General features: G+C 71.9%; 21 protein-coding genes and 1 pseudogene. 10 read left to right on the forward strand and 12 right to left on the reverse strand.

Going from position 1 to position 26,227, the window contains the following annotated elements:
• Positions 1-2: 2 nt before the first annotated feature.
• The gene (locus C1N81_RS26490) at positions 3-647 is read right to left on the reverse strand and encodes a nucleoside/nucleotide kinase family protein (RefSeq protein WP_394433166.1); all 645 of its coding nucleotides are present in this window, start codon (positions 645-647) and stop codon (positions 3-5) included.
• Between the two features lie 35 nt (positions 648-682).
• Positions 683-1,456, reverse strand: a complete 774-nt coding sequence (locus C1N81_RS26495) for a DUF4232 domain-containing protein (RefSeq protein ID WP_394433168.1) — start codon at positions 1,454-1,456, stop codon at positions 683-685.
• Positions 1,457-1,643: 187 nt separating this feature from the next.
• Here C1N81_RS26495 and C1N81_RS26500 point away from each other — a divergent pair, with 187 nt between their 5' ends.
• Positions 1,644-2,984, forward strand: coding sequence for a helix-turn-helix domain-containing protein (locus C1N81_RS26500; RefSeq protein ID WP_394433170.1), 1,341 nt, complete (start codon positions 1,644-1,646; stop codon positions 2,982-2,984).
• Between the two features lie 119 nt (positions 2,985-3,103).
• On the forward strand, positions 3,104-4,306 hold the full coding sequence (locus C1N81_RS26505; RefSeq protein ID WP_394433172.1) for an aminotransferase-like domain-containing protein: 1,203 nt from the start codon (positions 3,104-3,106) through the stop codon (positions 4,304-4,306).
• A 21-nt stretch (positions 4,307-4,327) separates the two neighbouring features.
• Here C1N81_RS26505 and argS read toward each other — a convergent pair whose 3' ends face one another.
• Both argS and C1N81_RS26515 read right to left on the reverse strand, forming a co-directional pair.
• The gene (gene argS / locus C1N81_RS26510; RefSeq protein ID WP_394433174.1) at positions 4,328-6,097 is read right to left on the reverse strand and encodes an arginine--tRNA ligase; all 1,770 of its coding nucleotides are present in this window, start codon (positions 6,095-6,097) and stop codon (positions 4,328-4,330) included.
• Positions 6,098-6,237: 140 nt separating this feature from the next.
• Entirely contained in the window at positions 6,238-8,547 is a 2,310-nt protein-coding gene (locus tag C1N81_RS26515) for a hypothetical protein (RefSeq protein ID WP_394433176.1), read from the reverse strand.
• Between the two features lie 131 nt (positions 8,548-8,678).
• On the opposite strand from C1N81_RS26515, the gene lysS reads away from it, so the two are divergent.
• Positions 8,679-10,430 (forward strand): lysine--tRNA ligase, encoded by a 1,752-nt coding sequence (gene lysS / locus C1N81_RS26520; RefSeq protein ID WP_394433178.1) that lies wholly within the window; start codon positions 8,679-8,681, stop codon positions 10,428-10,430.
• 71 nt (positions 10,431-10,501) lie between these two features.
• On the opposite strand, the gene C1N81_RS26525 is transcribed toward lysS, so the two are convergent.
• The 3 genes from C1N81_RS26525 to C1N81_RS26535 all read right to left on the reverse strand — a co-directional run bounded on the left by C1N81_RS26525 (position 10,502) and on the right by C1N81_RS26535 (position 13,812).
• Entirely contained in the window at positions 10,502-11,797 is a 1,296-nt protein-coding gene (locus tag C1N81_RS26525) for a DUF2637 domain-containing protein (RefSeq protein WP_394433180.1), read from the reverse strand.
• Positions 11,798-11,928: 131 nt separating this feature from the next.
• A complete protein-coding gene (locus C1N81_RS26530; protein WP_394433182.1) occupies positions 11,929-12,786 on the reverse strand; it encodes a DUF3558 domain-containing protein in 858 nt (285 codons plus the stop codon).
• A 159-nt stretch (positions 12,787-12,945) separates the two neighbouring features.
• On the reverse strand, positions 12,946-13,812 hold the full coding sequence (locus tag C1N81_RS26535) for a DUF3558 domain-containing protein (protein ID WP_394433184.1): 867 nt from the start codon (positions 13,810-13,812) through the stop codon (positions 12,946-12,948).
• 213 nt (positions 13,813-14,025) lie between these two features.
• On the opposite strand from C1N81_RS26535, the gene C1N81_RS26540 reads away from it, so the two are divergent.
• A complete protein-coding gene (locus C1N81_RS26540) occupies positions 14,026-15,219 on the forward strand; it encodes an RtcB family protein (RefSeq protein WP_394433186.1) in 1,194 nt (397 codons plus the stop codon).
• Between the two features lie 43 nt (positions 15,220-15,262).
• On the opposite strand, the gene C1N81_RS26545 is transcribed toward C1N81_RS26540, so the two are convergent.
• Complete coding sequence (locus C1N81_RS26545; RefSeq protein WP_394438245.1) at positions 15,263-16,144, reverse strand: hypothetical protein; 882 nt, start codon at positions 16,142-16,144, stop codon at positions 15,263-15,265.
• Between the two features lie 212 nt (positions 16,145-16,356).
• On the opposite strand from C1N81_RS26545, the gene C1N81_RS26550 reads away from it, so the two are divergent.
• A complete protein-coding gene (locus C1N81_RS26550) occupies positions 16,357-16,692 on the forward strand; it encodes a YnfA family protein (RefSeq protein ID WP_394433188.1) in 336 nt (111 codons plus the stop codon).
• 65 nt (positions 16,693-16,757) lie between these two features.
• Positions 16,758-17,525: an SDR family NAD(P)-dependent oxidoreductase gene (locus tag C1N81_RS26555; RefSeq protein WP_394433190.1), complete on the forward strand. Its 768-nt coding sequence runs from the start codon at positions 16,758-16,760 to the stop codon at positions 17,523-17,525.
• Between the two features lie 9 nt (positions 17,526-17,534).
• Here C1N81_RS26555 and C1N81_RS26560 read toward each other — a convergent pair.
• Positions 17,535-17,660 (reverse strand): annotated as a pseudogene (locus C1N81_RS26560) (AraC family transcriptional regulator); the annotation flags it as partial.
• 392 nt (positions 17,661-18,052) lie between these two features.
• Here C1N81_RS26560 and C1N81_RS26565 point away from each other — a divergent pair.
• Both C1N81_RS26565 and C1N81_RS26570 read left to right on the forward strand, forming a co-directional pair.
• Positions 18,053-19,156: an LLM class flavin-dependent oxidoreductase gene (locus C1N81_RS26565; protein WP_394433192.1), complete on the forward strand. Its 1,104-nt coding sequence runs from the start codon at positions 18,053-18,055 to the stop codon at positions 19,154-19,156.
• A complete protein-coding gene (locus tag C1N81_RS26570) occupies positions 19,153-19,815 on the forward strand; it encodes an FMN reductase (RefSeq protein WP_394433194.1) in 663 nt (220 codons plus the stop codon). The genes C1N81_RS26565 and C1N81_RS26570 overlap by 4 nt, the downstream gene beginning before the upstream one ends.
• A gap of 11 nt (positions 19,816-19,826) precedes the next feature.
• Here the strand turns inward: C1N81_RS26570 and C1N81_RS26575 are convergent, their stop codons facing one another.
• The 3 genes from C1N81_RS26575 to C1N81_RS26585 all read right to left on the reverse strand — a co-directional run bounded on the left by C1N81_RS26575 (position 19,827) and on the right by C1N81_RS26585 (position 23,715).
• Positions 19,827-21,461, reverse strand: a complete 1,635-nt coding sequence (locus tag C1N81_RS26575; RefSeq protein ID WP_394433196.1) for a hypothetical protein — start codon at positions 21,459-21,461, stop codon at positions 19,827-19,829.
• Positions 21,409-22,716: a glycosyltransferase family 4 protein gene (locus C1N81_RS26580; RefSeq protein ID WP_394433198.1), complete on the reverse strand. Its 1,308-nt coding sequence runs from the start codon at positions 22,714-22,716 to the stop codon at positions 21,409-21,411. The genes C1N81_RS26575 and C1N81_RS26580 overlap by 53 nt, the downstream gene beginning before the upstream one ends.
• Before the next feature lie 408 nt (positions 22,717-23,124).
• Positions 23,125-23,715, reverse strand: coding sequence for a hypothetical protein (locus tag C1N81_RS26585; protein ID WP_394433200.1), 591 nt, complete (start codon positions 23,713-23,715; stop codon positions 23,125-23,127).
• 250 nt (positions 23,716-23,965) lie between these two features.
• Between C1N81_RS26585 and hemL the strand changes: the two genes are divergently transcribed.
• Together hemL and C1N81_RS26595 are read left to right on the forward strand one after the other, a co-directional pair.
• Positions 23,966-25,291 (forward strand): glutamate-1-semialdehyde 2,1-aminomutase, encoded by a 1,326-nt coding sequence (gene hemL, locus C1N81_RS26590; protein ID WP_394433202.1) that lies wholly within the window; start codon positions 23,966-23,968, stop codon positions 25,289-25,291.
• On the forward strand, positions 25,288-26,010 hold the full coding sequence (locus tag C1N81_RS26595; protein WP_394433204.1) for a histidine phosphatase family protein: 723 nt from the start codon (positions 25,288-25,290) through the stop codon (positions 26,008-26,010). The genes hemL and C1N81_RS26595 overlap by 4 nt, the downstream gene beginning before the upstream one ends.
• The last annotated feature ends 217 nt before the right edge of the window (positions 26,011-26,227 follow it).

Genomic DNA, 26,227 nt, shown 5'->3' on the forward strand with positions numbered 1-26,227 from the left:
GGTCACCGGGTGACCACCGTCCCCTTGTCCAGGTCCACGACCACGTCCGCCCGCCCCTGGCCGGAGGCCACACGGCGGGCGTTCGTCTCGTCCGAGCGGAGGACCCAGGCGCGGGCGTCCGACGGGGACTTGCCGAACGCGACGTGGCGGGCGATCAGGCGCTCCACGCGCAGGGCCTCGTCCACCGCCACCCACCACACCTCGTCCAGCGACGGACGCACCGCCGTGGACCAGGGCGCCTCGTCCAGGAGGAGGTAGTTGCCCTCCGTCACGACCAACGGGGTCTCGGGCGCCACCGGCAGGGCGCCCGCCAAGGGCTGTTCCAGCTCGCGCTCGAAGGACGGGGCGTAGACCGTCTCCCCGGCGCGCGGAGTGCGCAGACGGGCGAGCAGCGCCGCGTAGCCGTACGCGTCGAACGTGTCCGGCGCGCCCTTGCGATCGGCGCGGCCGAGCCGGTCCAACTCCGCGTCGGCCAGGTGGAAGCCGTCCCTCGGGACCAGGACCGCGAGACCGCCCAGGGCCTCCACGACCGCCTCCGCCAGCGTGGACTTGCCCGCGCCGGGCGGCCCCGCGATGCCGAGCACACGGCGGGAGCCTGTCACCGCCAGGACACGGGCGCGGGCCGCCAGTTCGTCTACGTAGTGCATGAGGGGCAGTTTTTCAGCCCCTCGCGGCAGCGGCGTCACCACATCAGCGCGGCGTCCATCTCCGTCTGCCAGTACGTGACCTTCAGGGTGTCGTCCACCCAGACGCCCTTCGCGGGGAGCGCGGGCCGCGCGGACTTTCCGTCGTAGTCGGAGAGGCCCTTCGGGCCCGCGAAGTGGACCGCGAGGGACTTCGCCCAGTAGCCGTTGGCGCCGCTGTCGTCGGTCGCGGAGAGGGTGACGCCCGCGTAGCCGGACTGGCCCGGCTCCAGGGAGACCACGGCCTGCGGCTGCGAGTCCTCGATGACCGGCGGCACGGACTGCGCCTCGCCGAACCGGACCGCCGGGTAGTAGTAGAGGTCGCAGCCGGTGGAGCCGGTGTTGGTGACCGTGAGGAGCATGTGGTTCACGGGGCGGTTGACCGGGGCCGCGGTGGTGCGGGTGTTGGAGCCGTCGCAGACCGCGCGCTTGGTGGAGGCGGGCCGGGACGCGGCCGGCTTCGGGGCGGCGGCGTCGGGGGTCGGCTTCGCCGCCGGGCGCCGCGTGGGGTCCGAGGCGGCCGGCGCCGAGGTGGCCGGTGCCGACGCCGTGGGCTTCGAACCGGAAGCGGCCGGCTTCGCGTCCGTGAGGGGGGAGGCGGTGCCGCCCGGGGTCGAGGACGTGCTCGAACCGGCCGGCGCGCCCTCGTCCTCGACGCCCGCGCCGTCGTTGCACGCGGTCAGTGCGAACGCCGCGAACGCGACGGTCGCGGCGGCGGTGGCGAGACGGGCACGACGGACTCGACGGGTACGGGAGGTACGGATGCTGGACATGCTGGCGGTCCCCTTCGGTGCTGCGGTGGGTGTGGTGCTTGGATGACCAGAGCTTGTGCGGCGATCCGTCCCGGCCGCCACGATCCACCGGCGATACGGGACACTGGAACGCTGGAACAGGCTCTGACCTGGGGAAATGCGGACTGCCTGGAACGCCTGGGCGGGACGCGGGGGAACGGAGGAACGGGTGTCAGGGGATCTGCCGGCGGACAGCGCGGACGCCTTCGCGACACTGCTGCGGGGGCTGAAGGACCGCTCGGGGCTCAGCTACGGCACGCTGGCCAAACGCCTGCACATGAGCACGTCGACGCTGCACCGCTACTGCAACGGCACGGCCGTACCGACGGACTACGCCCCGGTGGAGCGCCTCGCCCGGCTGTGCAAGGCGTCCCCGCAGGAACTGGTCGAGCTGCATCGCGGGTGGATCCTGGCGGACGCGGGGCGGGGGCGGAAGGCGAGCCCGGTACCGGCCGAGGCGGTGACGGAGGCGCCCACAGCGCCGTCCGGTGAGGCGTCCGACCCCGTCGATCTTCCCGTCGGTCTTCCCGTCGATCTCCCCGCCGGTCTTCCCGGCGCCGCCGAGTCCCGCCCCCGGTCCCGCCGCGGACGCACCGCGCTCATCGCCGGGATCGCCGTCGCCGCTGTGCTCGGGGCCGTCGCGCTCACCGTGAACCTGCGGCCCGGAGGCGACGGGGGCGACGGGGACGGCGGGGCGACGCGGGCCGTCGGGGCCACGGCCGCCGGGGAGCGGGGCTCCGACGACCGGAGCCCGTCGAAGGGGCCGTCCACGTCCCCGTCGCGCTCCACGTCGGCCTCGGCGCCCGCCGATCCGTCCGCCTCCGTCTCCGCCTCCGCGCACACGGGCGCCCCGCCCGCCGCCCCTTCCCGCACCACCGGCGGAGCCGACGGCGGAGCCACCGGCACGCCGTTCACCGTCGCCACCCGCCCCTACGTCTACGAGAGCCCGTGCAGCCAGCACTTCCTCGTCGACAGCGAACCGGCGCAGGTCGGCCCGCCAGCCTCCGAGCAGGATGCGACCCGCTGGGCGGCGGCGTACGGCGCGGTCTCGTCGGGAGAACAGCGGGTGGCGCTGACCGTGCAGGGCACCGGCCGGGACACCGTCGTCCTGGAGGCGCTGCACGTCCGCGTCGTCAGCAGCAACGCCCCGCTGGCCTGGAACGACTACTCGATGGGCGTCGGCTGCGGCGGCGGCGTCGGGACCAAGTCGTTCGACGTGAACCTGGACGCGGGAAGCCCGGACGCGCGCGGCAAGAACGGGCAGCGCGACTTCCCGTACAAGGTCAGCGAGTCCGACCCCGAGGTCTTCTACATCACCGCGCACACCTCGACCCGCGACGTCCGCTGGGACCTCAGCCTGGAGTGGTCCAGCGGCAGCCGCCGCGGCACCGTCCACATCGACAACGCAGGCACCCCGTTCCGCACCAGCGCCGACACCGGCCGCCCCGGCTACGACTACCCGCTCGGCACCAACGAGTGGATCAAGAGGGAGGAGCAGAGCGCCGGTTGAGCCCGGACGCCCGTAGCGGGCGACCGGTCCGCGTCCGTATCCCGAAACGGCAGGTGCACAGGGCATCTACCTCTCTAGGGTTCCGGACAACCGCCGCCCGCCCGGAAGGACCCGCGCCCATGACCGTCACCACGCCCGTGCCCCCCGCCGAGTTGGCCGCCCGCGTCGCCACCGTCGGCGGCTCCCCGATCCGGGACATCCTGGCGGTCACCGCCCGCCCCGAGGTCATCAACTTCGCCGGCGGCCTCCCGGCGCCCGAACTCTTCGACGCGGACGGCATCGCGGCCGCGTTCGCGCACGTCCTCGCCGCCGACCCGCGGCGCGCGCTCCAGTACTCCACCACCGAGGGCGAACCCGCGCTGCGCGAGGCGCTCGCCGCCCGCACCACCGCGCGCTCGCTGCCCACCACCGCCGACGACCTGCTGATCACCACCGGCTCCCAGCAGGCGCTGTCCCTCCTCGCGACCGCCCTGATCGAACCCGGCGACACCGTCCTCGTCGAGAACCCCTGTTACCTGGCCGCCCTCCAGACCTTCGGCTTCGCGGGCGCCCACATCGTCCCCGTCCCCTGCGACGCCGACGGCATCGACCCCGACGCCCTCGACGCGCTCGCCGCCGAGCACCGGCCGAAGCTCCTCTACACGGTGCCCACGTTCCAGAACCCGACCGGGCGCACCCTGCCCGCCGGACGCCGCGCCGCCGTCGCGCGGGTCGCCGCGCGGCGCGGACTGTGGATCGTCGAGGACGACCCGTACGGCGAACTCCGCTTCGAGGGCGCGCGGGTGCCCTGGATCGCCACGTACGAGGACGCCCGCGACCGCACCGTCCTGCTCGGCTCGTTCTCCAAGGTCATGGCGCCGGGCCTGCGTCTGGGCTGGCTGCGCGCACCGGCCGTGCTGCGCCGCGCCTGCGCCGTCGCCAAACAGGCCGCCGACCTGCACACCCCGACCGTCAACCAGCTCGCCGCCGCCCGCTACCTCGCGGAGCGCGACCTGGACGCGCACGTCGCGAAGGTCGCCGCCGTGTACGCCGCACGCCGCGACGCGATGCTCGCGGGCATCGCGGACGCGCTGCCGGAGGGGTCGACGTGGACCCGGCCGGAGGGCGGCATGTTCCTGTGGGCCCGGCTGCCGGGCACCGGCGGATACGACTCGACCGCCCTGCTGAGCAAGGCGGTCGCGTACGAGGTGGCGTACGTGCCCGGCGACCCGTTCCACATCGCGGGCGCCGACTCCACGACCCTCCGGCTCTGCTTCGTGACGCAGGAACCGGAGGAGATCGCGGAGGGACTGCGGCGGCTCGGCCGCGCCCTGAAGGGCTAGACGCTCCGCAGCGCTAGCTGCTCAGAGGCGCTCGGGGGTCCGGATGCCGAGCAGGGCCATGCCCTGGTGCAGCGTCCGGGCCGTCAGGTCGCACAGGAACAGCCGGTTCTCCACGACCTCCTGCTCCGGGCGCGGCTTGATCACCGGGCACTGGTCGTAGAACGTCGTGAACAGCGACGCCAGCTGGTACAGGTACGCGGCCAGCTTGTGCGGCGCGTACTCGGCCGACGCCTCGTAGACGAGGTCGCCGAACGCGTCCAGGTGCAGGCCGAGGGCGCGCTCGGCCGGGGCGAGCGTCAGCTCCGGGTGGGCGGCCGGGGTGTCGCCCTCGGACTTGCGCAGGATCGACTTGATCCGGGCGTACGCGTACTGCAGGTACACGCTCGTGTCGCCGTTCAGCGACACCATCTGGTCCAGGTCGAACTTGTAGTCCCGGTTCGCCGACGTCGACAGGTCCGCGTACTTCACGGCGCCGATCCCGACGAAGCGTCCGTTCTCGACGATCTCCTCCTCGGACAGGCCGATCCTCTCGGCCTTCTCCCGCACCACGGCCGTGGCCCGCTCGGCGGCCTCGTCGAGGAGGTCCTCCAGGCGGACGGTCTCGCCCGCACGGGTCTTGAACGGCTTGCCGTCCGCGCCGAGAACGGTGCCGTAGCCCATGTTGTGCGCGGTGACGTCGTCGCCGAGCCAGCCCATCCGGCGGGCCGCCTCGAAGACCATCTTGAAGTGCAGCGACTGCCGGACGTCCACGACGTAGAGCAGCGTCGTCGCGGCCAGGTCCTTGACGCGGTTGCGGATCGCCGAGAGGTCGGAGGCCGCGTAGCCGAAGCCGCCGTCCGCCTTCTGCACGATCAGCGGCACCCGCTCGCCGTCCTTGCCGCGGATCTCGTCGAAGAACACGACGAGCGCGCCCTCGGAGCGCACCGCGACACCGGACTCCTCCAGGAGCCGCGCCGTCTCCGGCATCATGTCGTTGTACGCCGACTCGCCGACGATCTCGTCGTCGCGGATCTCCATGTCGAGCTTCTCGAAGACCGAGTAGAAGTAGACCTTCGACTCGTCGACGAACCGCTGCCACAGGTCGAGCGTCTCCTTGTCGCCGCTCTGGAGCGCGACGACCCGCTTGCGGGCCCGCTCCTTGAACTGCTCGTCGGAGTCGAAGACCGCGCGCGACGCCTTGTAGATCCGGTTCAGGTTCGACATGGCCTGCTGGCCGTCGACCTCGTCGGCCGGGGCCAGCTCGCCCGGGTGCTCGATCAGGTACTGGATGAGCATGCCGAACTGGGTGCCCCAGTCGCCGATGTGGTGGCGGCCGATCGTCTTCTCGCCCGTGAAGTCGAGCATCCCGCGCAGCGCGTCGCCGATGACCGCCGAGCGCAGGTGCCCGACGTGCATCTCCTTCGCCACGTTCGGCTGCGCGTAGTCGATGACCGTCGTGCCCGGGTTCTCCTTCAGGGGCACGCCGAGCCGGTCGCCGTCGGCGGCGCGGGCGGCGAGGGTCTCGGTGATCGCGCGGTCGGTGACCGTCACGTTCAGGAAGCCGGGCCCGGAGACCTCGACGTCGGCCAGGAGGTCACCGTTGACGATCTTCTCCACGACCTGGGTGGCCAGCTCCCGCGGGTTCGCCTTCGCCTTCTTGGCGAGGGCCAGGATCCCGTTGGCCTGGTAGTCGGCCCGGTCGCTACGTCGCAGCAGCGGGTCCGCGCCCGCACCGGCCCCGGGGAGGGCGGCGCTGAGGGCGTCGGCGAGACGCTGGTGGACGGAGGACGTGAGGGACGTGACCGAGGCCATGGAGTTGATGCCGTTCCGCTCGTAGGTGTCAGGAGACCGGGCTCAGGGGTCAGGTGTACTGAGTCCTGAACCGCGTCCAGTCTCCCACGGGGGCGAACGGGCGGTCGCATGGATTCCGCCCGCCCCCGCGGTCCACCACGTCAGGACGCGGGCGCCAGCGCCACCGCCGCGAGGGCCGGGGCCGACTCGGTGCCGTCCGCGAACACCGCGCTCACGCGGTAGTAGGCGGCGGTGCCGGACGGGGCGTCCTCGTCACGGAAGTGCCGGAACTCCTCCGCGTACGGGTTCTGCATCGGGCCCTCGGCGATCCGCTCGTAGGCGCCCGCCGCCCGGTCCCAGCGGTAGACCCGGTAGCCGGTGGCGCCGTCGAGCATGTCCCAGTTCAGGACCGTGTCACCGGCGTTCTCCGCGGCGAACAGGCGGGTCAGCGGGGAGCCCGGCGCGGTCGCCTCGGCGGGGCGGGTGTCCTGCTCGGCCGCGTAGACCGTGACCGGCTCGCTGTAGTTGTTCGAGCCGTCCACGGCGTACAGCTCCCAGCAGCGCTCCTCGCCGTCCGGCAGGCCCTCGGTGTCCTGGTAGGACGTGGCGTCGCTCTCGAGGTCCGCCCAGTCCCCGCCCGCGCAGGTCCGCACGCCATCGGCCGTCTCGGGGCGGCCGGCGCGCAGCCAGTAGGAGCCCAGGTCGGCGACGGCGGGGGCCTGCCAGCGCAGGGTCGTGCCCCACGCCTCGGGGGTCGCGGTGAACGCGGCGGGGGTCGGCGGCGCGACGGTGTCGTCGTAGCGCACCGCCTTCGCGTAGCTCGACATCGCACCGTTCCCGGCGACGGCGACGACCGTGACGTAGCTGTCAGACGAGCCGCCGAAGTCGGTGAGCGTGCAGGAGTACTCGACGTACAGCGAGGTCCGGAAGATCTCCTGCGGGGCGCAGGCGCGCGGGTTGGTGCGCACCGTGGACGCGCTGGAGCCCGACCAGACCTTGAAGCCGCCGCTGTGGTCGTTGTCCGCCGCGACCCTGATGTGCAGCTCGGGGCGGCCCTGCGCGTCGGGCCGCAGCGACACCGGCATCGCGGGGGCGACCTGGCGCGTCGCCGTGACGGTCGCCGGCCTCGACCGGTTCCCCGCCGCGTCGAACGCGTACACCGTGTACGTGCGCCGCACGCCCGGCTTCGCCGTGGTGTCCCGGTACTCGACGGCCGTCGCGGTGCCGAGCAGCGCCGGGGCCGCGTCTGTGTCCGTGCCGTAGACCTGCCAGCGCACGGCGCCGTCGGACGAGGTGTCCCACGTCAGCACGTTCGTGTCGGTGTCGGCCGTGGCCGTGAGAGCCGATACCGCGAACGGCGCCGTCGTGTCCGGAACGCTCACCTTGACGGGCGTGGTGCGCTTCGAGGTGTTGCCCGCGGCGTCGGTCGCAGAGGCCGCGTAGTAGTACGTCTTCGCCTCGCTGGGCGTCCTGTCGTACAGGTACTGCTCATGCGGCATCTTGCGCAGGTCCAAGGTGGCGACCTGGGTGAACGGGCCCGCCGCGGCCGTGGCGCGCCACAGCGTGAAGAGCGGACCGTCGACCGGCTGCACCTGGCCCAGCCACACGCTGACGCGCGGCTTGCCGAGCTCCTTCGAGACCGTGACGTCGGAGGCGCGCACGTCGGGGACCGGCGGGGCCGTCTTGTCCGGCGGCGTGACGTACGGGCCGCAGGCGCTCTTGCCGTAGTTCGTCCACTTGTCGACGGCCTGGACGCAGAACCGGTACTTCCGCCCGTCCTTCGGCAGCGTGTACGAGGCGGTGGTGCCGGTGGTGTTCCACCCCGACACCCCCGACCCGGGGGTCTCCACCGAGACCCGGTAGCGGGCGATGTCCAGCTCGCGGTTCTTCGTCCAGCGGGCGGACGCCTTGCCGGTCGACGTGGAGTACGAGGTGGTGATGCCGGTCGGGGCCAGCGGTGCCTTGCTGTCCGACGAGGGGGGCCAGGTGAACTTGACCCGGGAGAGCCCGGACCAGTTCGCGTGGTCGACACGGACGGTGTGCTTGCCCGAGCCGACGCAGAACGTGCCCGGGACGCTGTTGCCGCTGTCACCGGTGTTCGCCCACTTGTTCACCTTGCGGACGTTGTCCACGTAGAGCCGCAGACCGTCCGTACCGGCGAGCCGGTAGAGGAAGCAGCCGCCCGAACCGAAGTCACGGGTGAGCGAGAAACGCACCGAGAAGTTGTTCGCGGCCATCCCGGAGAGCGGCGCGCCGGTCCACTTCTGGTCGATGGTGGTGTCGCAGTCCGTCTTCCTCGGTGTCCCGGAGAAGGTGGTGTTGCTGTAGAACGTCCTCTTGAACGTGGTGTCGCCGCAGGTCACGGCGGCTTCGGCGGCAGGCGCCGCGAGGACGAGGCAAGCCGACGGCAGGGCTATGGAGAGCCCGGCGGCCCCCAGGCGCAGCCCCGCGCGGAATCTGTCTGTGATCACGCAGTGAGGACACCCGTGGGGCCCCCGGGGTTGTACGGCTGCCTTAACCGTTTTTTGGCAGGAACCGCCGGGGGTGACAATGGACGGCGGGCCTCCACGACGGAGGACGTACGGAACAAGGAGAGAAGGACGTGCCGACCGTGGCTGACAGCAGCGCTCCGAGCGCCCAGCAGGCCGACTGGGTGTCGCGCTACGCGGACGAAGTGATCGCCGAGTCCGAGCGTCGTGCCCCGGGCAAACCGGTCGTCGTCGCCTCCGGCCTCTCCCCGTCGGGCCCGATCCACCTGGGCAACCTGCGCGAGGTCATGACCCCGCACCTGGTCGCCGACGAGATCCGCCGCCGCGGCCACGAGGTGCGGCACCTGATCTCCTGGGACGACTACGACCGCTACCGCAAGGTCCCGAACGGCGTGCCCGGCACGGACACCTCCTGGGCCGAGCACATCGGCAAGCCGCTGACCTCGGTCCCGGCCCCGGCCGGCTCCGCGTACCCGAACTGGGCCGAGCACTTCAAGGCCGCCATGGTCGAGGCGCTCGGCGAGATGGGCGTCGAGTTCGACGGGATCAGCCAGACCGCGCAGTACACGTCCGGCGCCTACCGCGAGCAGATCCTGCACGCCATGAAGCACCGCGGCGACATCGACGCGATCCTCGCCCAGTACCGCACCAAGAAGGCCCCGGCCAAGCAGCAGCAGAAGCCGAAGGACGAGGCCGAGGTCGAGGCCGCCGAGGGCTCCGGCGCCGCGTCCGAGGACGACGGCAGCGGCGGCGCGGGCGGCTACTACCCGTACAAGCCGTTCTGCGGCCAGTGCGGCAAGGACCTCACCACGGTCACCTCGTACGACGACGAGAGCACCGAGCTGGCCTACACCTGCACCCTCGACGGCTACACCGAGATCGTCCGGCTGAGCGAGTTCAACCGCGGCAAGCTCGTGTGGAAGGTCGACTGGCCGATGCGCTGGGCGTACGAGGGCGTGATCTTCGAGCCGTCCGGCGTCGACCACTCCTCGCCGGGCTCGTCGTTCCAGGTCGGCGGCCAGATCGTGTCGATCTTCGGGGGCGAACAGCCGATCGGCCCGATGTACGCGTTCGTCGGCATCAGCGGCATGGCGAAGATGTCGTCCAGCAAGGGCGGCGTCCCGACCCCCGGTGACGCCCTGGAGATCATGGAGCCGCAGATCCTGCGCTGGCTCTACGCCCGCCGCCGCCCCAACCAGTCCTTCAAGATCGCCTTCGACCAGGAGATCCAGCGCCTCTACGACGAGTGGGACAAGCTCGCCGGAAAGGTGGCGGACGGCTCCGTGCTGCCCGCCGACGCGGCCGCGTACAGCCGCGCCGTCGGCACCGCAGCCGGTGAACTGCCGCGCACCGAACGCCCCCTGCCCTACCGCACGCTGGCCTCCGTCGCCGACGTGACGGCCGGGGACGAGCGGCAGACGCTGCGCATCCTCGCCGAACTCGACCCGGAGAACCCGGTCACGGACCTGTCCGTGGTCCGGCCCCGGCTCGACAAGGCCGAGACCTGGATCTCCAAGTACGTGCCCGCCGAGTCCCGCACCATCGTCCGCTCCGAGCCGGACACGGAGGCGCTCGCCGCGCTCGACGAGGAGAGCCGCAAGTCCCTCGCCCTGCTCCTGGACGGCCTGGACTCGCACTGGTCGCTCGACGGCCTGACCCACCTCGTCTACGGCGTCCCGAAGGTGCAGGCGGGCTTCCCCGCCGACGCCACCGCCAAGGAACTGCCCGCCGAGATCAAGGTCGCCCAGCGCACCTTCTTCGCGCTGCTCTACCACCTGCTCGTGGGCCGCGACACCGGCCCGCGCCTGCCCACGCTGCTGCTCGCGGTCGGCGCCGAGCGGGTGCGGACGCTGCTCGGGGCGTAACCCGGCGAACGGGAAGGGGCGGCACCGGATCTCTCCGGTGCCGCCCCTTCCTCGTACGCCCGTGCCGGGGCTCAGGCGATGTGGTCCTCCATCAGCTCCGCGCTGTAACGGGCCTCGAACTGCTCCGCGTACCGGTTCACGTCACGCGGCTGGAGCCGGATGCCGAACGAGTCCTCGACGTCCGCGGCGAACGTCCCCGGCGACGGAACCCCCTCACCCTGTATGCCCTGCCGGTAGACCCGGTACAGGTCCTCCTCGGTGGGCGCGGCGGCCACCGCGTCCTGCGCGCCGTCGCCGAGCGGACGCGTCCCGCCGGCCCCGTTCGGCACCGGGAACTCCGGCTCGGGCGCGGGCTGCGCGGGCTGCGGCTCCGCCGCACGGGGCCGCGGCACCGGGATCTGCTGCGGCTGCTCCTCGTACCAGTCCTGGTGCTCCTGCTCGGGCACGAACGTGGGCGGCTCGAAGTCCGGGTCGTAATCACCCTGGTACGCCACCTCGCGCGGCGCCGCGAACCACTGGCTCGGCGCTTCCGCGGAGGCCACCTCGGCACCCGCCACCTCGGCACCCGCCCCCTCGGCACCCGCCGCCGCGCCCGCCGACGCCGCCGACGGCTCCAGCTCGGGCACGGACTCCCGGCCGCCCCGCGCCGCGACCGGCGCCGGAGGCAGCAGCTGCGGCTCGATCCCGGCGGCGGCGAGCCCGGCCGGTGCGGTCTCGGCCAGCGGCACCCCGTACCGCGCGAGACGCAACGGCATCAGCGACTCCACCGGGGCCTTGCGCCGCCACGCCCGGCCGAAGCGGGAGCGCAGCCGCGCCTGGTAGACGAGGCGCTCCTGCTCCAGCTTGATCACGGCGTCGTAGGAGCGCAGCTCCCACAGCTTCATCCGGCGCCACAGCAGGAACGTGGGCAGCGGGGAGAGCAGCCAGCGCGTGATGCGCACGCCCTCCATGTGCTTGTCGGCGGTGATGTCCGCGATCCGCCCGATCGCGTGCCGCGCCGCCTCGACCGCGACGACGAACAGGATGGGGATGACGGCGTGCATGCCGGTGCCGAGCGGGTCCGGCCAGGCGGCGGCACCGTTGAACGCGATCGTCGCGGCGGTCAGCAGCCACGCCGTCTGCCGCAGGAGCGGGAACGGGATCCGGATCCAGGTCAGCAGGAGGTCGAGAGCGAGCAGCACACAGATGCCCGCGTCGATGCCGATCGGGAAGACGTAGGCGAAGTTCCCGAACCCCTTCTCCAGGGCCAGCTCGCGGACGGCCGCGTAGGAACCGGCGAAACCGATCCCCGCGATGACGACCGCACCGGCCACCACCAGACCGATGAGTATCCGGTGCGTCCGTGTCAGCTTCAGTGGCGCGGCCACTCCAGTTCCCCTCCCAGTTCGGCTTGTTGCGCCCAACAGACTGGCACACGTGTGCGGCCTGCCGTGGGCCGGTACGCCCGGAGCCCGGCGCCCAAAAGGGGCCGGGCTCCTCAAACCGCTTACAACGACGCCTAGTTGTCCTTGTCGTCGGCCTTCTTCGAGGCGGAGGCCGAGGCGGACGCCTTCGGCTTCGCCGACGAGGAGGACGAGGAAGAAGCCGACGGCGACGACGAGGACCCGGCCTTCGCCTTCGAGTCCACCACCGAGGCGACGACCTCCTTGGCCGCCTTCTCCGCGTCCTTCACCAGGCCGTCCGCGGCCGGCGTCTTCTCACCGGCGAGACCCGAACCGTTGTAGTGGACGGTCACCACGACGTTGTCCACGCGCGAGACGACCGTCTGCTGCCGGGACGTGACGTCCTTCTTCTTCTTTTCCTTGTACGTGCTGTCGAAGCGCACCAGCGTCGCCTCGTCGCCCGCGCCCGCCACCGGCGCGGTCTTCACGCCCTTCGCGCCCTCGGTCGCCTGCGCGTCCTTGACCTGCTTCGAGTAGTACTCCGTGGCCAGCTTGTCGCCGCTGCCCCGGTTCAGATCCGACTCAAAACGGACCATCGAGACATTAAGCCAGCGGAACTGGGAGCCCTTGACGCCGTTGTTGTCCAGGCTCGACCAGGAGCAGTTGGCCCGCGTCGACTCGTCGTCCGACGCGCCCGCCTTGCTGTCGCCCTTCGGGACCAGCTCACCGAGCGTCTTCTTCGACAGCGCCGAGCAGGCCTGCGGCAGCGCCTTGTACGTCACCGGGGCGACCTTCTTCGCCGCGTCCCCGGCCGTCGAGGCGGAGGACGTCGCCGAGGACGCGTCGGCCGCCTTGTCCGCCTTGCCTCCGGAGTCGGAACCGGAGTCGGAGGAGCAGCCTGCCGCGAGGAGAACCGCCGGCACGGCGGCTGCGCAGGTGAGTATGCGGGTGAGTCGCTTGGTCGGACGGTGCATGGTTCCTCTACATGGGGACGCCGGCTGGAGCACGGTCCCGGAAACACGGCGGCTTTCTTCACAGCGCCGCCACGAACCCGGGTCCGATGGGCCACCGTACGCCGTGGCCACCCCGCACGCCTCGACTTCACCGGAGCCCCGGCGCTCCCCGCGGCCGCCCTACTCGTCGAATTTCCCGACCAGCTTCTGGGCCAGTTCCTGCGCCCTGTCCTGCGATTCCTTGCTGTCGGGGGCCTCTCCGGGGGTCGCCGGCTGGGCCACGTACTGGACGGTCACCAAGGCGTTCGACGTGCGGAACACCACAGTCACCGTCCGGCTCCGGGACGCCAGCGGGCCCGACAGCTCGTCGTCGATGAAGGCCTCGTCGCCGAGCCCTTCGAGCATGCGCGGCTGGAGCTCGGCGGCGGAGGCGGGGGAGGAGGGCGAGGCGGTGTCGCCGCCGGAGCCGGAGCCGGTCTCCGCACCGGGCGAGGACTTCCCGTCACCGTCGCCGTCGTCGCCCCCGTCGCCATTGCTCGCGCTCGCGCCCGTGCTGTTCGACGGCGTGACGGAACCGGTCGGCGCCGCCGCGGGCACCCCCGCCTTCGCCACCTTCGCCGCGAACACGTCCTCGGCGCGCGCGTCGTCGCTGACCGCGGCGTCGTAGGAGACGACCCGCTCGAAGTCGAGCGTGAGCCGGTGCGTGCCGCCCGTCGCCGACTGGTCCTTCCAGCCGCACCCGGCCCGGCGGGCCGTGTCGTACGTGGCCGTCGCCGTGCCCTCGTACGCCTTCTCCCGCGTCTGCTCGTCCGGCAGCTCCTTGATGCCGGGCAGCATCGCGTCCAGCATCCCCTGGTCGGGCTGGGCGCACGGCTCGGGCAGCGTCCGGTACTTGCCGGGCTTGGCCGACGACGCGGTGGCGCTCAGGCCGCCCGGCTTGGAGTCGCCCGCGCTGTCGTCGGAGCCGGAGCCCCCTGAGCACCCGGCGAGCAGTGCCGTCAGGAGTACGGCGACGCCCGGCACGTACGCGTACGACTTCCGCTGCACCGTAAGGGCTCCTCTCGGCGGGTTGCGCCTGGTTAATCGGTTGCCGCGACGAGGCGGCCGATGATGACAATGTCTATCGCACGCACTGCCGTGGACGCCGGTCCGGCGACCGTTTCGTAGACCTTGGCTCCGGTATCTGCGTTTCCGAACTTCAAAGAACTTCAGCCAAATTCGGTGGAGTTCAGCAGGCTTCATCACCTTTCGGGGGATTTCATGTCGTACGTAGAGGTACCGGGGGTGAAGGTCCCCATCCGGATGTGGGCGGACCCGGCGTCCGTCGAGGACGCGGCGATGCAGCAGCTCCGCAATGTCGCGACCCTGCCCTGGATCAAGGGCCTGGCCGTCATGCCCGACGTCCACTACGGCAAGGGCGCCACGGTCGGCTCGGTGATCGCGATGCGGGGGGCCGTGTGCCCGGCGGCGGTCGGGGTCGACATCGGCTGCGGCATGAGCGCGGTGAAGACCTCCCTCACCGCGAACGACCTCCCCGGCGACCTCTCCCGCCTCCGCTCCAAGATCGAACAGGCCATCCCGGTCGGCCGCGGCATGCACGACGACCCGGTCGACCCGACCCGCCTGCACGGCTTCGGGACAGCGGGCTGGGACGACTTCTGGGGGCGGTTCGGGGGCGTCGCCGATGCGGTGAAGTTCCGGGAGGGGCGGGCGCGCAAGCAGATAGGGACGCTTGGCGGGGGCAACCACTTCCTCGAAGTTACGTTCGATTCTGAGGGGGTGGTCTGGCTCATGCTGCACTCCGGATCCCGCAACGTCGGCAAGGAGCTGGCCGACCACCACATCGGCGTCGCGCAGAAGCTGCCGCACAACCAGAACCTGGTCGACCGCGACCTGGCCGTCTTCATCTCGGAGACCCCGCAGATGGCGGCGTACCGCAACGACCTGTTCTGGGCGCAGGAGTACGCGAAGTACAACCGGTCGATCATGATGGCGCTCTTCAAGGACGTGGTCCGGCGGGAGTTCAAGAAGGCGAAGGTGACCTTCGAGCCGGAGATCAGCGCGCACCACAACTACGTGAGCGAGGAGCGCTACGACGGGATGGACCTGCTGGTCACCCGTAAGGGAGCGATCCGCGCGGGCTCGGGCGAGTACGGGATCATCCCGGGCTCGATGGGCACGGGTTCGTACATCGTGAAGGGCCTCGGCAACGCGGCGTCCTTCAACTCCGCCTCGCACGGCGCCGGCCGCAAGATGAGCCGGAACGCGGCGAAGCGGCGCTTCTCGACGCGGGACCTGGAGGAGCAGACGCGGGGTGTGGAGTGCCGCAAGGACTCCGGCGTCGTGGACGAGATCCCGGGCGCGTACAAGCCGATCGAGCAGGTCATCGACCAGCAGCGGGACCTGGTGGAGGTCGTGGCCAAGCTGAAGCAGGTCGTCTGCGTGAAGGGCTGAGTCCGTGAGGAGCCCGAGTCGTCGCCGACTCGGGCCCCGAGCGTCACTCCGGCATCGGGATCTTGCCGCTGCGCAGACTCCACAGGCGTAGATGGCAGCTCTTCTGTGTGCGGCCCAGCTCCTCGGCGGCGGAGACCGCGTCGTTGTGCCGCAGGAGTACCCGGTCTTCCCATTCCTTCCAGCGACGTGCCGTGTGCGCGGCCCTCATGTCGGCAGGACGGGTCCAGGCGGCCAGGGAATCGGCGGCCGTTTGTTTGCGATGCAGGGCCAGACAGCCGGGGTAGTAGAGGTGGGCGCCGAGCTTCTGGCCCGCCTCCATCGCGAACAGGATGTTGTAGATGCCGTCGCGGGTGTTGCGTTTCGGAAGGCGCTGGACCTCGGTGATCTTCTTCGCGTAGAAGCAGAGGTAGGCGGCGATGGCGGTGCTATGCGTGGTGAGCGAGACGAAGGGGAAGCCGCGACTCGTGTAGCCGACGGAGCCGTCCGCGTCGATGACCCCTCGCAGGTAGTCGCGCCGTGAGAACGGGACGCGTGGGGGCGTGACCTGCTTCGACTTGCGACCGTAGGGCAGCCCCAGCCCGTTGAGCGTCGTGCGTGCCTCCAAGGCGCAAAGCGTCCAGGTCGCCGAGTGGTGTGAAGCGGCGAAGTTGGTCGCGCGAACTCGCTCCGTGATGCTGCTGTGGTAGGGCGTCAACTGCTGGAACTGACGCAGGATTTCGATGTCCCTTACGTTGATCTCGGCCGTGAGTCGGCCCTTCTGACCGGTTCCCGCCGCCAGGTGTCCGTCCATCTGCAAGAACCCGAACATGTACGCATACTCGGGCACCTCCAGGTCCATGAACCCGGGCGCCGACGCGCCGGATGGTTCGAGGTCGAGCGCCTCGTCGAATGTGAACTGGTGAGCGCTAGGCTCGCGTGCAGCCATGGGGAAGCTCTCTTCTTCCTTGATGGTCAGGCCCCCGGCCGGGAGGGCAATCCCGTGCCGGGGGTCGCACTGTGTGCGGTCCTTCTGGCGCGAACCTAGCCAGCCCGTTCCCCTGCCGCGCACGCAATCGATCGGCGTCACCCGTTCGAGGGGGGAGCGCCGGAGCACGGTGCGCGCCCCCGGTCTCCGGCCCGCATGGCACCCTGGCCCGCATGATCGTCGCTCGTTCCGTGTTGTTGTTCGTGCTTGCCGCGCTCTTCGAGATCGGGGGTGCGTGGCTGGTGTGGCAGGGGGTGCGGGAGCAGCGGGGGTGGGCGTGGATCGGGGGCGGGGTGATCGCGCTCGGGCTCTACGGGTTCGTGGCCACGTTGCAGCCGGACGCCGAGTTCGGGCGGATCCTGGCCGCGTACGGCGGGGTCTTCGTGGCGGGCTCGATCGCGTGGGGCATGGTCGCGGACGGGTACCGGCCGACCCGGTGGGACGTGGTCGGCGCCCTGATCTGCCTGGCCGGAATGGCGGTGATCATGTACGCGCCGAGGAGCGACTGACCCGGCGATCTTCGCCACGTACGCTGGGCGGCAGTCCCGTCGCCCAGTCGTTCGAGGAGTAGCTCATGGCCCCCGCCGCGTCTTCCCGTATCGCCGTCGTCACCGGCGCGAGCAGCGGTATCGGCGCCGCCACCGCGCGGCAGCTGGCCGCGGCCGGGTACCGGGTGGTGCTGACGGCCCGCCGCAAGGACCGTATCGAGGCGCTGGCCGAGGAGATCAACGGCGCCGGGCAGCAGGCCACCGCGTACGCCATGGACATCACCGACCGGGCGGCGGTCGACGAGTTCGCCACCGCGTTCAAGACGGTCGGCGTCCTGGTGAACAACGCGGGCGGCGCGCTCGGCGCGGACCCCGTGGCCACCGGCGACCCGGAGCAGTGGCGGCAGATGTACGAGACGAACGTCATCGGCACCCTCAACATCACGCAGGCCCTGCTCCCCGCGCTCACCGCGTCCGGAGACGGCACGGTCGTCGTCCTCTCCTCGACCGCCGGGTTCAGCACCTACGAGGGCGGCGCCGGCTACGTGGCGGCCAAGCACGCCGAGCACGTCCTCGCGGAGACGCTGCGCCTGGAGATCGTCGGCACGCCGGTCCGGGTCATCGAGGTGGCGCCCGGCATGGTGAAGACGGAGGAGTTCGCGCTGACCCGGTTCGGCGGGGACCAGGAGAAGGCGGCGAAGGTGTACGCGGGCGTCGCCGAGCCGCTCACCGCCGACGACGTCGCGGACACGATCACCTGGGCGGTCACCCGCCCCAGTCACGTCAACATCGACCTCCTCGTGGTCCGGCCGCGCGCCCAGGCGTCCAACTCGAAGGTCCACCGCGAGCAGTAGGAACCGGCTCTACGAGGTCGGGTACGCCGTCGGCGGGACGCCCACCGTCGCAGTGAAGTCGCGGACCAGGTGTGCCTGGTCCGCGTAGCCGAGGTCGGCGGCGAGCGCGGCCCAGTCGACCCCGCCGCCTCCGCCGGAATCCGCGTGTGCGGCCCAGTCGGACCCGCCGCCTCCGCCGTAATCCGCGTGCGCAGCGGCGTCTCCAGCACCCCCTCGTGGAAGCGGTAGCGCAGGACGCACCACTTGGGGCCGACCCCGACGATCGCCGCCATGTCCGTCGCCGGGAACACCAGGCACGGGCCACGGGCCGGCCGTACGAGGTTCCGAGAGAAGCCCGCTGCGGCGGGGGCCGATACCTCCCCGTTCGACGGCTGCTCGCGTCGCTGCTCGCGGCGCTGCTCGCGGCGACCGGACGCCACCCGCACCAGCAGTGAACGAAGACCACCAGGGCCGGGAATAGGTCAGACGGCACATCCGTTCCGGGGTATAGTTGAACAGTCAACAAAAACCCGGGAAGGGTGAGCATCATGCAGTTCGGAATCTTCACCGTCGGCGACGTCACGGTCGACCCGACCACCGGACGCGCGCCGAGCGAGCACGAGCGCATCAAGGCGATGCTCGCCATCGCGCAGAAGGCCGAGGAGGTCGGTCTGGACGTCTTCGCGACCGGGGAGCACCACAACCCGCCGTTCGTGCCGTCCTCGCCGACGACCATGCTCGGCTACATCGCCGCGCGCACGGAGAACCTGATCCTCTCCACCTCCACCACGCTGATCACCACGAACGACCCGGTGAAGATCGCCGAGGACTTCGCGATGCTCCAGCACGTCGCGGAGGGCCGCGTCGACGTGATGATGGGCCGCGGCAACACGGGCCCGGTCTACCCCTGGTTCGGCAAGGACATCCGGGACGGCATCGACCTCGCCGTCGAGAACTACGCGCTCCTGCGCCGCCTGTGGGACGAGGACGTCGTCACCTGGAAGGGCAAGTTCCGTACGCCGCTCCAGTCCTTCACCTCGACCCCGCGCCCGCTGGACGGCGTCGCGCCGTTCGTCTGGCACGGCTCGATCCGCTCGCCCGAGATCGCCGAGCAGGCCGCGTACTACGGCGACGGCTTCTTCCACAACAACATCTTCTGGCCCGCCAGCCACACCAAGCAGATGGTGAACCTGTACCGCCAGCGCTACGCCCACTACGGGCACGGCACCCCGGAGCAGGCCATCGTCGGCCTCGGCGGCCAGGTGTTCATGCGGAAGAACTCGCAGGACGCGGTGCGCGAGTTCCGCCCGTACTTCGACAACGCGCCGGTCTACGGCCACGGCCCGTCCCTCGAGGAGTTCACCTCGCAGACGCCGCTGACCGTCGGCTCGCCGCAGGAGGTCATCGAGCGGACCCTGTCCTTCCGGGACGTCGTCGGCGACTACCAGCGCCAGCTGTTCCTGATGGACCACGCGGGCCTGCCGCTGAAGACCGTCCTCGAACAGCTCGACCTGCTCGGCGAGGAGGTCGTGCCGGTGCTGCGCAAGGAGTTCGCCAACCTGCGCCCGGCGAACGTCCCGGACGCACCCACCCACGCGGCCCGCGTCGCCGCCCGCACGGAGGCCACCGTCGCCGAAGGGAGCACGAAGTGAAGCTCGTCGTCGTCTCGGCGGGGCTCAGCTCGCCCTCCTCCACCCGGTTGCTCGCCGACCGGCTGGCGGCCGCGACCGTGCGGCAGGCCGGCGGCGCCGAGGCCGAGGTCGAGGTCGTCGAGTTGCGCGACCTCGCCACGGAGATCGCCCAGCATTTCGTGACGGGATTCCCGCCCGCCCGCCTGGCCGCCGCGCTCGACGCGGTGGCCGCGGCGGACGGCCTGATCGCGGTCACCCCGGTGTTCGCGGCGTCGTACAGCGGCCTGTTCAAGTCGTTCTTCGACGTGATCGACAAGGACGCGCTGACCGGCAAGCCGGTCCTGATCGCCGCGACCGGCGGCACGGCCCGGCACTCGCTGGTCACCGAGCACGCGCTGCGGCCGCTCTTCACCTACCTGCGCGCGCTCGTCCTGCCGACCGCCGTGTTCGCGGCGTCGGAGGACTGGGGCGAGGAGGGCCTGGAGCGGCGCATCCAGCGGGCGGGCGCGGAACTGGCCCGGTTCATGGGCCCGGCCGCCGCCGACGCGGCGCCGGACGTGGACACCGCCGCCGCGATCGCGCCCCGTTCGCTGACGGGGGCGATCACGTCGGTGGACCCGGCGGACGGGTTCGAGGTGACCCCGTTCGAGGAGCGGCTCGCGGCGCTGCGGGCCGAATAGGTCCCAGCTCCTCAGGGCCGGTCCCGCGCCGGTGCCTTCCACGCCGTCCAGCCGCGGGTGTGCGGCAGCTCGTACGGGGTCCAGTCCCTGGCGTACTTCGGGGGCCGGTGCCCGCGCGCGGTGAGGACGGCCGTCGGCACCTCGGCGGCGCGGCGCAGCAGCTCCGCGCGGGTCATGGACGCGTTGTTGCCGTGCGTCTGCGCCGACGCGCAGCCGGCCGCGTAGCCGACGGGCAGCGCGCGCGGGCCCGTCACCAGGCACGGCGGTGTGAGGCCGAGCGCGCGCAGGCCGTCGGCGGCGGCGACGTAGCGGGCGTTCGTGCGCGCCGCCGAGCCGGCCTCGTGGTGCAGCACGGCGAGCTGTGAGCCCAGCTGGAGCACGACCAGGGCGACGGCCGTGACCGCGAGGGCCCGGCGGCGCCGGATCCGGCGCAGCAGCACCGCCACCGGCAGCGAGAGCAGCGCGTACGTGGGCAGCAGGAAGCGCGGCGCCGAGTAGCCGATGAGCAGGAGGTAGGGGACCGAGAGCGCGGCGGCGCAGGCGACCGGGACGAGGATCGGCGCGGGACGGCGCCCGCGCAGCGCGACGACCACGGCCGCCACCACGAGCAGCGGCAGGGCGAGCCACCACAGGGCGAGTTCGGGGTGGGCCGGGCTGCCCGCGGTGCAGGGGCGGCACAGCAGCGGGCCGTTGACCGCGTGCCAGGCCGTGCCGACGTTCCAGTGCAGGCCCATGTCGCCCTCGGTGGCGCTGGACACGCGCAGCCGCTCGGGCACGCCGCCCCAGCGCACGTACGCCTCCACGACCCACTGGACGAGACCCGCGACGAGGCCCGCCGCCAGGTACGGCAGGGTGCGTCGCCGCCCGCGCATCAGCAGCGCGGCGACGCCGAGGGGCAGCACCAGCCAGGCCGCGTCCGGCGCCCGGAACAGGGCGACCACGGCGACGCAGCCCGCGAGCCACCAGTACCGGCCCTTGCTGGTGCCTTGGCCGGTACCTTGGCCGGTGCCAATGCTGGTACCCGTACTTGTACCCGTACCCGTACCCATGCCCGTGCCGCTGCCGTCGGCGCGCAGGAACCAGCCGACGGCGCCGACCGAGCCGAACGCCACCCATAGGTTCGGCATGGCCATCGCGCCGGAGAGGACGGCGGTCCACAGCCCGGCGAAGAGCAGCGCCGCGAACGCCGTCGTCCGCGCCCCGACCAGCGGCCGCCACACGCGGAACGCGGCGTACAGCGCGGCCGACGACAGCACCGCGAGGGCGATGCGGAGGGCGACGGGGGAGTCGGTCACCGCGATCAGCGGCGCCGTGAGCAGGCTGGTGCCGCGCGAGCGCGGGGCGCTGAAGAAGACCGTCGGGTTGCGGGGGTCGTACTGCGACACGTACACGGACTCGTCCCAGCCGAGCCCGTGCCCCAGCCGGAACACGACGAACGCGAGTTGCGCCAGGAGGTACAGGACGGCGACGACCGCCAGCCAGTCGCCGCCCCGCACGGACCGCAGCGCCGCCCCCCGGCGCCCGCCCGGTGCGGCGGCGGACGTCCCCGGTGGCGCGGCGGGCCGGACGCTCAGGGTGCCCCGCGTCCGCACCTCAGGAACGTCCGGGCTGCGCGGTGCCATGGGCGCGGCTGCGTCGGCCGTCATGCGAAGTCCCCCCTCGGCCGCCCGGCCACGTGGCACGCAGCGAGCGGACCTTCCTGCGCGCCCAGTTGGTGGCCCGGGCACGGAACCGTCGTCCTGCTCGACGGAATCGGGAGGCCCTGAGTTCCGCGAAAAGGGTGTGATATCGCGCCACAATGGGCTCAGGATCGAACCGGTGTGCCGAGGCGAGCGCCGCCGCGCCCATCCTCTCGCGGGTCGCCGCGTCCCCGATCAGCTCGGTCATCGCCTCGGCGAGCGCGTCGGCGCTGCCGACCGGGACGAGCCGTCCGTCGACGCCGTCGGTGATGATCTCGGCGGGGCCGAGCGGCGCGTCCGTGCTGATCACGGGCACCGCGCAGCGCATCGCCTCGACCAGCGTCATCCCGAACGACTCGGCGTCGGAGGCGCTCACCACGAGCGCCGCCTTCGCGAACTCCGGCTCGATCGGCGACACCGTGCCCATCAGCCGGGCCCGCCCGGCCAGGCCGAGCCGCTCGATGAGCGCCCGCAGACGCGGTTCCTGCGCGCCGCCGCCGTAGATCCGCAGCTCCCACTCCGGCACCCGCGCGGCCACCTCGGCGAACGCCTCCAGGAGCAGGTCGTAGCGTTTGCCGGGGGCGAGCCGCCCCGCCGCCGCGACGACCTTCGACGAGCCGTCCGATGCCGGGACCGACGCGGGCGGCACGATGTTCGGCACGGACAGCACCCGCACCCCGGGCAGCGGCACCCGCGCCCGGTACACGGCCGCGTCCGCCTCCGTCATCGTCACGAGCGCGTCGAGCCGCCGGTAGTGGCGGGCGAGTTCGGTGCGCAGCTTCTTGGAGTGCGCGTCGTGGCGCAGGTGCTCCTGCCCGATCCGCAGCGCCCGCCGCGGGCCCCACTTGGCGAGGTAGACGTTGATGCCGGGCCGGGTGCCGATGACGACGTCCGCGTCGCACCGCTCCTCCAGGTAGCCGCGGACCCGCTGGTCGTGCAGGAGCGAGTACTGCTTGTACCGCTTCTCGGCGGCGGGGAAGTCCCGCGAGGGCTCCGCGTACGCGGCCTGCCGGGTGTCCGCGCCGTCGGCCCGGGTGTCCACCAGCGGTACGAGGGTGATCCGCGGGTCGACGGCGAACCTCGGGCTCTCCCGGTGCCGCGACATCGACACGATCTCCACCTCGTGCCCGCCGTGCTCGGTGAGCGCGGCGGCGAGGTTGAGCGTGGTGCGTACGGTGCCGCCGACCGCGTAGGCGTTGTGCAGCAGGAACACGATCTTCATAGGTAGTGCCTTCCCGAGCGGGCACCCGGTACGGACCCGCACACCCCTTGATGTACCGGCCCAGTCTGCTCGGCCCGGGTAAGCCGCTCGTCGAGACCGGGGCAGGCCCGGGTAAAAAGCCCATTGGCGGTCGCCCGATCAGGGGACGGGCCGTCGGCGGGGCGGCGCCACGCCCGGGTGTACGGGGCGTTCCCACACGGTCGCCCGGACCGCGGTCGCCGCCGAACAGGCGGCTGGGACGGCCTGTTCCTCCGGGACCACGTCGTGCAGGACAAGCAGGCACGGTCGACTCGTACGAGGCGGTGCTGCGCCGGATCGAGGCGGGGCCGCCGGTGCGGTGATCGGTGCTGTCAGGGCCTGACCGGGCAGTACTGCTCGGTCAGGGCCACACCAGGCAGTACTGCCTGCTCAGGGCCACACCAGGCAGTACGCCTGATGGCCCGCGTCGTGCAGCCGGTGGCTGAAGTCCTGCCATTCGTGGAGCAGCTGGTACACGTTGAACGCGTCCCGCGGCCCGCCGCGGTCCGGGACCGTCGACCAGATGAACGCCGCCGCGCCGACGGCCTCCTCGCCCACTCCGCGCAACGGGTCGACGACCGTCATCGGCAGCTTCACCACCGCGTAGTCCGGGTGCAGCACGACCAGTTCGAGGGGCGGCACCTTGTGCAGGGGTATGCCCTCGATGCCGGTGAGGACCATCGCGGCCATCGTCTCCGGCTTGATCTTCGTGAACATGCCGCCCATGCCCAGCTCGTCACCGCCGAGCTCCTCGGGACGCATGGAGATCGGAACGCGGGCCGCCGTCGCGCCGTCGGGCGCGCCGAAGTACTTGTACGTCACCCCCACCCGGCCACCATTCCCGCTGTCCCCGCCGCCTGTCGCTCTCTGGACCCGTGCCACCGTCTCGTCGTGGCCCTCGCGCCGGTGCCTCCCGCGCCGGGCACGCCGGGGGCCCAGGTCGTCGGTCCCCTCGCCCAGTCCGCCGCCACCGCGATGCATATCTCCACCCGACTGCTGTTCTCAGGGCGCAAGGCCCTTTTCTAGGCCGCGCGACCGCCGACGCGCAACCCGATCATCGTGTCAGTGACCTCCCCCACGGTCACCCGCCGAAACGTCCGAGGGAAACAACTGCGCGAGCGGCCGGCCCCGTCCGCCGTACAGAAGCGGTACAGCGCCCCGACAGCCCGAGTCTAGGGCGCCCGGGAGCCGCGCGCGGGGGGCCGGGGAAGCGGGCCGTACGCTGAGAGGCATGGCAGAGGCGAACAACACCCCCTATCCCTATGAGGCACCCGTTTCGCAGGGGCTCTTCGACCGTGCGGCCGTGGTCACGCCCGGTGGCGTGAACTCGCCCGTGCGCGCGTTCCGAGCCGTGGGCGGTACGCCCCGTTTCATGGTGTCCGGTACCGGTCCGTATCTGACGGACGCCGACGGCCGCGAGTACGTGGACCTCGTGTGCTCGTGGGGGCCGATGATCCTCGGCCACGCCCACCCCGAGGTCATCGCGGCCGTCCAGGAGGCCGTCGCCCGCGGCACCTCCTTCGGCACGCCGGGTGCGGGCGAGGTCGAGCTGGCCGAGGCGATCGTCGAGCGGATCGCGCCGGTCGAGCAGGTGCGGCTCGTCTCCTCGGGCACCGAGGCGACCATGTCCGCGATCCGCCTCGCCCGCGGCTTCACCGGCCGCGCCAAGGTGATCAAGTTCGCCGGGTGCTACCACGGGCACGTGGACGCGCTGCTCGCCGCCGCCGGGTCCGGCGTCGCCACGTTCGCCCTGCCGGACACCCCGGGCGTGACCGGCGCCCAGGCCGTCGACACGATCGTGCTGCCGTACAACGACCTGGAGGCCGTGCGCGAGGCGTTCGCCGCGCACCCCGGCGAGATCGCCTGCGTGATCACCGAGGCGTCGCCGGGCAACATGGGCGTCGTCCCGCCGCTCGACGGCTTCAACGCCGGGCTCAAGGCGGTCTGCCAGGAGAACGGCGCGCTCTACATCTCCGACGAGGTCATGACCGGCTTCCGTACGTCGAAGGCCGGCTGGTTCGGCGTCGACGGCGTCGTGCCGGACCTGATGACGTTCGGCAAGGTGATGGGCGGCGGCTTCCCCGCCGCCGCGTTCGGCGGCCGCGCCGACGTCATGGCCCACCTCGCGCCGGCGGGCCCGGTCTACCAGGCGGGCACGCTGTCGGGGAACCCGGTCGCCACCGCCGCGGGCGTCGCCCAGCTGCGGCTCCTCGACGACGCCGCGTACGCGAAGGTCGACGGGGTCAGCGAGCAGCTGCGGGCGCTCGTCACCGAGGCGTTCACCAAGGAGGGCGTCGCGCACCGCGTGCAGAACGCCTCCAACATGTTCTCCGTCTTCTTCACCGAGAACGAGGTCCGGGACTACGAGGGCGCCAAGGCCCAGGAGTCCTTCCGCTTCACCGCCTTCTTCCACTCGATGCTGGAGCAGGGCGTCTACCTGCCGCCCTCGGCGTTCGAGTCCTGGTTCGTCTCGACCGCCCATGACGAGCGGGCGGTCGAGCGCATCGCCGCCGCGCTCCCGGCTGCCGCCCGCGCGGCCGCGGAGGCCACGGCATGAGCGACAGCACGAAGAACACGGCTCCGAAGAGCGACGACGACATCACCGTCGTCCACCTCATGCGCCACGGCGAGGTGGAGAACCCCGAGGGGATCCTGTACGGGCGGCTGCCCGACTACCACCTCTCCGAGCTGGGCCGCCAGATGGCCGACCGGGTCGCCGAGCACCTGTCCTCCCGTGACATCACGCACGTGATCGCCTCCCCGCTGGAGCGGGCGCAGGAGACGGCGACGCCGATCGCCAAGGCGCACGGCCTCGACCTGGGCAGCGACGAGCGCCTCATCGAGGCGGGCAACGTGTTCCAGGGCAAGACGTTCGGCGTCGGGGACGGCGCCCTGCGCAACCCGGACAACTGGAAGCACCTGGTCAACCCGTTCAAGCCGTCGTGGGGCGAGCCCTACGTCGAGCAGGTCGTGCGGATGATGGGCGCGCTCGACGCCGCCAAGGACGCGGCCCGCGGCCACGAGGCGGTCTGCGTCAGCCACCAGTTGCCGATCTGGACGGTGCGCAGCTTCGTCGAGAAGCGGCGCCTGTGGCACGACCCGCGCAAGCGGCAGTGCACGCTGGCCTCGCTGACCACGTTCACGTACCAGGGTGACAAGATCGTGTCGGTCGGTTACACCGAGCCCGCGCGCGACCTCGTCCCGGCCCATCTGCTGGCCGGCGGCAAGAAGGGCGCCAAGCCCCCTCAGGGCGGCGGCAAGGCGTTCGGCGCCTGAGAGCGGGCTGGGTGGTTCGGCTCTGACCTGTGCGGCACGGGAGCCCGGACCTGCGCGGCACGAGAGCCCTGACCTGCGCGGCACGGGCCGCCGTCGGATGGCGGCGGCCTTCGCCATATCCTCACAAAACCCCGCAAATACCTACGACTTGTCGGAACCCGCGTCTTCGTCGAGCCCTCTAACTGTGTGCCCGCCATGAATGGGTGCACAGTGCGAC

This window comes from Streptomyces sp. SGAir0957 (assembly GCF_043523415.1).